The following is a 2,834-nucleotide window of genomic DNA, read 5'->3' on the forward strand; positions in this document are numbered from 1 at the left end:
ATTTGCTTATTTACGGCCACCAGATCTTTGACGGATTGATTTTGTTTTATGATGGTGGCCTTGCCTGATGCAGATTGTGCCTCATAGGATACTCCTCTCTTTTTTATGTCTGTTTTTAGCTTTTTCTTGATATCGTAGAGGGCCATATAGTCATCTATGAGGTCCAAAAAACATGAAATATCAGCCTGTTTTTTCTCAAGCTGAGAAATTAAACTTTCTAATATATCCGATTTTTTTTGCGCCATATTCCCACCCCCTATTTTTTATTTTTTTATCATGTGCGAACTTTCTCGGCGTTGTCGAGGCCACCCACCGGTCTCCGTGGTCGAAATTAAAACGCTAATTTTTTCGACCGGGGGTATACGCTTTTTTCTGTGCTTTCTGTCCAATTTCCAGAGCAAAATCCGGATTCGTTGTGTGATTGCACAGCCCGTCTATTGCATTTATATTATGCATACAGAACTCTTTGTCACATTGCGTATTCTTTTCCGGATCACAGTTGAATACCTTTATCTTTTGTCCTCCGCATTTGATGATCTGTTCCTGCTTCATGTTATCCCTCTTTTATTTTCCCTATCTTCTGAATGATTCCGTCCACAGTCTCATTGACTGCTGCCACATCATCAATCAATCTGTCTAACTGGTCACGCTCCACATCTACCTGCACCGTGATTCTGCTCGTTGGTCTCTCCTGCAGTATTGCGTATCCCATCGGCACCAATGGCCCTCCGGAACAATCCGCGCACACTCTACCGTCTGAATACTCTCTCGGTATCACATTCAGCATTCCGCACGCCTGGCATTGCGTAACCATATAATCTGCTGTATCGCTTGTCCTTGCCATATCAATCCCACCTTTCCTCTGTCAGAGTTTCTTTCTTCTCTGGTTTCCTGTACCCATGCACCGCCTCATGGCAGTCGTGGCACAGACTGACCAGGTTCCTTTTTCGTACACCATGCCACTCATACCATATCTCCAGAGCCATGTCCGGATGTTTCTTGACATAGTTCACATGATGCACTGTCGTAGCTTTCGTGTATATCTTCTTTGCCTTGCATCTCTGGCACTCTCCATGATCCATCTGCAGAACCTCTCTGCGTACTTTCTTCCACGGTCCCCACACGTAGAATCTGTGAATGTCCTCTCTGATGCACTTTTTCACATAATCAATCTGTTCTTGTGTCATGTCTCCTCCAACGAAAAAAGCTCCGGGTTTTCCGGAGCCTTTGTGAGGGATAATGTCTGAGAATCTTGGTTCTCATCTTTTGGACCTTATCAATATAACATAAAAGTTGTCCTGTGAGTACCGCACTTTCAGATCCGCTTTGCCATGAGGTAATAGAAATATCTTCTGACCTCATAGAAATATGTCCTCTCACACGGTATCCCTTTCTGCTTCATCCAGTGAAACGTTGCTCCCTCCGTTGTCACATATTCCAGCAGATACTCATATAGGCTCTTATTGTCCCCTACCGCCTCCCTGACTGTATCCTCAACTTTCTGCATCTTCTCACGCAACTCTACTCTGCGCTCTGCCAGGTTGGCTGTTGCATCACTGCCACTGTGCGCCCCTGGCATTCCGGTTATCTGAGGACTCTTGACGGTTGATGTCCTGCTGCCCAGCTCCTCTCTCCATTCCGGATATTGCAGACAATATGAGTATGCCGTTCCGAATGCGTGTTTGCTTATCCCATATTTCTTTTTGTTCAGTGGTCGCACGTTTGGCATCTTTATTCCTCCCTACTCGTTACAATCTCCCGCAAAGTCCTCAGTATCCAGAAACCTTATGTATTCCGGATATACTCTGTCCACGGTTCCGTCCATGTATTCCACAATTCCCATTGTGTATGCTATCTGGCCACCTGGATGTCCTCCGATCATCGGAGACGCATCTATAACCTGTTTGATTCCATCCCACCCGTGAAATAGTGCTCTCTTGGTTCCCAGTTCTTTCACGCCTTTTGACGTCTTTACTTTTTCAACCACTTTGCACTTTCTGTATCTGTTTTTCTTTGATACCTGATGAAACTCCTCCAGTCTTTTCAGATTCTCCTCATGAACCTGTCCATGATATGATCCTGCCATGTTCTTTCCTCCTTATCCTGCTGGCATTGATACTCCGCAAATTCTTCCAGAGCCTTTCCCCACTCCTCTACAGTGTGCTTTTCTCCGATGCTCGCGGAAAAATGTCTCTGCTGCTCTTTCATCAAATTCCTGACCATTTTTGCCCTGTTCTTCTCCAGGTAATTCTCCCATTCCCGTTTCATCTGTTCCATGAGCTTTTTCTGTCTGTAATGTCGGACAGGAGCCGTGATGATGTCATGAATCACTGCTCCTATATCGCACATTCCGTCTTTTATGCAATCGAATCCGACTGCGATCGCGAACATGGCCACTATAATAACAGCCAGCTCTATTGCAATCATATCCTCCATCATTTGTCCTCCTCGCATATGCGCCACCATTCGCACCACAGGCAGCAATGGTGGCATTTCTTCTTTCTGGCCTCAATCAGCCAGTGTCTCAGTCTTTTTATCATGTCTTTTCTCCTCGCAACGCTCGCATTGATTCTCTGATGCACCAAAACAGCCAATACAGTCCGGTTCCAGGAACATGAACCCGTCTTTTGTGTCCTTTTTCGGTTCTTCCTGTTTTTCTTCGTCCAGATAGTTCCTGCCGATCAGACTCATGAACTCTGCTCTGCTGTGCGTTCTCTCGTAGGCTCTCTGGCCGTCTCTGTGCAGTATCCGCATATTCTTGTGATTGTTATGTACTGCCTCCGGCCCCATGATATGATGGTCCAGACACAAATACACCTTTAGGCCCTCCGCCT

7 protein-coding genes and 1 pseudogene are annotated in these 2,834 nt (G+C 45.8%); all 8 read right to left on the reverse strand.

From position 1 onward, the window contains the following. The coding region (locus tag WMO25_RS16845) for a hypothetical protein (protein WP_349086318.1) at positions 1-245 on the reverse strand (245 nt) is incomplete at its 3' end. A gap of 94 nt (positions 246-339) precedes the next feature. Next, positions 340-552, reverse strand: a complete 213-nt coding sequence (locus WMO25_RS16850) for a hypothetical protein (RefSeq protein ID WP_117684563.1) — start codon at positions 550-552, stop codon at positions 340-342. Position 553: 1 nt separating this feature from the next. After that, entirely contained in the window at positions 554-844 is a 291-nt protein-coding gene (locus WMO25_RS16855) for a hypothetical protein (protein WP_349086319.1), read from the reverse strand. 1 nt (position 845) lies between these two features. Beyond that, positions 846-1,187 (reverse strand): HNH endonuclease, encoded by a 342-nt coding sequence (locus tag WMO25_RS16860; protein ID WP_117684566.1) that lies wholly within the window; start codon positions 1,185-1,187, stop codon positions 846-848. 128 nt (positions 1,188-1,315) lie between these two features. Continuing rightward, positions 1,316-1,729 carry a hypothetical protein gene (locus WMO25_RS16865; RefSeq protein ID WP_118064089.1) on the reverse strand — a complete coding sequence of 138 codons (414 nt, stop codon included), beginning with the start codon at positions 1,727-1,729 and terminating at the stop codon, positions 1,316-1,318. Between the two features lie 12 nt (positions 1,730-1,741). Beyond that, positions 1,742-2,086: a hypothetical protein gene (locus tag WMO25_RS16870; protein WP_349086320.1), complete on the reverse strand. Its 345-nt coding sequence runs from the start codon at positions 2,084-2,086 to the stop codon at positions 1,742-1,744. After that, a complete protein-coding gene (locus tag WMO25_RS16875; protein ID WP_349086322.1) occupies positions 2,044-2,439 on the reverse strand; it encodes a hypothetical protein in 396 nt (131 codons plus the stop codon). Before WMO25_RS16875 ends, WMO25_RS16870 begins: the two co-directional genes overlap by 43 nt. Positions 2,440-2,508: 69 nt before the next feature. Then, positions 2,509-2,834 (reverse strand): annotated as a pseudogene (locus tag WMO25_RS16880) (hypothetical protein); the annotation flags it as partial.

It is taken from the genome of Coprococcus intestinihominis (genome assembly GCF_040096555.1).
GTDB classification, from domain to species: domain Bacteria; phylum Bacillota; class Clostridia; order Lachnospirales; family Lachnospiraceae; genus Coprococcus_A; species Coprococcus_A intestinihominis.